4 protein-coding genes are annotated in these 2520 nt (G+C 38.3%); 3 read left to right on the top strand and 1 reads right to left on the bottom strand.

Features of this window, described 5'->3' with window-relative positions:
- Positions 1-420 precede the first annotated feature (420 nt).
- The gene (locus B0181_RS11395; RefSeq protein WP_078277612.1) at positions 421-627 is read right to left on the bottom strand and encodes a hypothetical protein; all 207 of its coding nucleotides are present in this window, start codon (positions 625-627) and stop codon (positions 421-423) included.
- Between the two features lie 120 nt (positions 628-747).
- Between B0181_RS11395 and B0181_RS11400 the strand changes: the two genes are divergently transcribed.
- From B0181_RS11400 to B0181_RS11410, 3 genes are read left to right on the top strand one after another with little or no spacing between them, the layout of a single operon-like run.
- Positions 748-1959, top strand: coding sequence for a phage/plasmid replication protein, II/X family (locus B0181_RS11400; RefSeq protein WP_078277613.1), 1212 nt, complete (start codon positions 748-750; stop codon positions 1957-1959).
- Between the two features lie 23 nt (positions 1960-1982).
- On the top strand, positions 1983-2288 hold the full coding sequence (locus B0181_RS11405) for a hypothetical protein (protein WP_133141459.1): 306 nt from the start codon (positions 1983-1985) through the stop codon (positions 2286-2288).
- Complete coding sequence (locus B0181_RS11410) at positions 2285-2500, top strand: hypothetical protein (RefSeq protein ID WP_078277615.1); 216 nt, start codon at positions 2285-2287, stop codon at positions 2498-2500. The genes B0181_RS11405 and B0181_RS11410 overlap by 4 nt, the downstream gene beginning before the upstream one ends.
- Positions 2501-2520: the final 20 nt, after the last annotated feature.

The following is a 2520-nucleotide window of genomic DNA, read 5'->3' on the forward strand; positions in this document are numbered from 1 at the left end:
GTTAAACTTCGCATAATATACCCGTGTTATGGTTGGCGAAAGCCTGTGCAACAATATCTATTGCACAGGCTTTCGTTTACCCAAGCGCAAATGCCTTGTGCTTGGGCGTAGCCATAATGGGCATTATGCGTAAGTTTGGCTACAAGAGTAAAACCAGCCCAAGCAAGGTGGGATAATTGCCAACCCCTAAGGCTAAATTATCCCACCTTTGCTTTGGGCGATGTTTATTAAATACTTACTTTGCAAATACAAAATGAACACATAACATCCAATTAAGCAAGAAGCGTTTTGTGTGAGCGTGGGCGTGCGGGCGGCGATAGCGACGCAGACACGCGAACACAAAACAGCGCACACCGCTATCTAATGGTGTGCCTGAGTCTCAAATTTGAGACTTTTTTATCAAATTATCGCAAATCCGCCCTAATTCTTAGTATTGCTTAATACTCGTATTTCGCCATTTCTAGTCAATTCCAACTCACCCATAATCAAGGTTTGCTTTAGAATTTCATGCATGATTTTTGATTCAGTCATTGGCAATTCACCTGTTTTAATTAACTCCACATTTAAGGCGATGGATTTTTTATACAAAGCCTCTTCTTCTGCTTTGTTAAGTTTGAATGATTGCATGATTGGTTTTTCCGTTGTTGGTTGCTGTCAACAAATTATAAATTATTTTTCCAACTCTATTTACTTATAAAAGTTATTTTTGTAGAATTTAGGTTATTTCCACTTTTCTACTTTTGTATAATGCTTGACCATTTGCGCCTAGCCATACCTGTTTTGCCCATCTATGCTGTCAAGCATGGAGAAGGGCGTTTTTATTTTGAAGGTTCATTGCTAGAATTGGGATTGAACTGCGGTGCAAGGGTGGTTAAGCTAGATGATGATGGTAAGCCCAAAGCCAGTGAGTTGTATGCACCTTACGATACACTGGGTTCTGATTTTAGCGATATGGCAGTTAAATTTTACGACAAGGGTATAAATTGCTTGCCATACGTTGAATTAAAAGCAAGCCCATTAAAACTGTTGCAAGGTCATAATGTTTACGGTTTTGAAAGCATTGAACTAGGTGCGATTGAAATGCTAGGCTTACTTATTGAAGCATTTCCCAAGCTGTGTGCTTATTTAGATTTTGCCAATACTGAAGTGTTGCATTTAGACATTACTTACATGGCAAAATTACCCAGTCAAAGCATGGTTGCGCCTTGTTTGCAGTACCTAGCCAATATTTCTAGCGGTCATGCCAAAAGCCAACAAGTACACTATGACAACTATGTACGTTGGGGTACTCAAAACAGCCGTTACATCGGTCGTAAGGTATATGGCAAATTTGAAGAAGTGGAAAGCCAAATTAAACAACTCATTAAAAAGGCAGGTAAAAATGAACAAGCGTTAAACAAACTAAACGCACTTTATGCGGCTAAAGATTTTGCTTGCGCCAAACTTCGCTTTGAAGCTCGCATCTGCAAAACTTATTTATCAAAGAACAATTATCCAAGTAATCTCTTTGAGCTAATCAAATTACAAAGGGCGCAATCAGGCTTACTGCAAGAGTTGTGGGGCATTGCGTTTAATCCAATCTTTAAAGCTCTTGAAGGTGAAGTCATGCCATTAAATGATGATGATAAAGTTTATGAATTGCTAAAATCTAAGCTGTTCACGGTCAATAAAAAAGGCGTTATTAGCCACGTCAAAGCCAACAATGCTTATAGGTTTTATTTGGCGCTAAAAGCCCAAGGCGTTGATAAAACCAAAGAAATTTACTCCAAGCCAACATATTTTAGAAACTTTAAACTGCTGGTAGACTGTGGATTATCCAAATCTTATTTACAAAACCTGCATCAAAAGCCATCGAATGTTATTCCATTTGTGCGCTTAATTGCCGTTGACTTTGACAATCAAGTGCCTGATGGTTATGTAGTACCTACAAGCAAGTATCAGCTGCCTTTAGCTGCTTAACTCACCATTAAAAAGGATTTTTTATGCTCATATCTATGAATTTAAGTATCATTGGCGCTACTGCCGTTGATTTTACCTCTGATGATGGTGTGTCGTATGATTACATCAAAATCATTGCATTGGTGGATAATAAACGTGGCGTTGGCAGCATTTGCCAAGCGTTTAAATACGACAAGCCTAGTCAGCATTTAAAAGATGAATTTGCTTTTATCAAAGCAAATCAAGTATATCAAACACAATGCCAAGGTGTATTTGAAAGCAATGGCAAGACTGCCAATTTCGTGATTAAGCAAGTACAGCTTTTAGATAAAGACAAGGACGACAAATGATTTTATCGCAAGCACAATTAAACAATTTACTTGGTAAGCGCATCGTATTTGATACTTGTTGCGAACTTGGCAAGCAGCGCATTACAGGTGATTTATTAGGTTACGCCATTTATTATGACGAACCCACACAAATCATCGTGCGCTGTGATGCTTTTGGCGATGAATACTTTGAAAGTTCAGACATTCAAAGACTTAGGCAGATTGTGAATTGAGTAGTTAAACTTCGCATAAT

This window comes from Moraxella caviae (assembly GCF_002014985.1).
In the GTDB taxonomy this organism is placed as follows: domain Bacteria; phylum Pseudomonadota; class Gammaproteobacteria; order Pseudomonadales; family Moraxellaceae; genus Moraxella; species Moraxella caviae.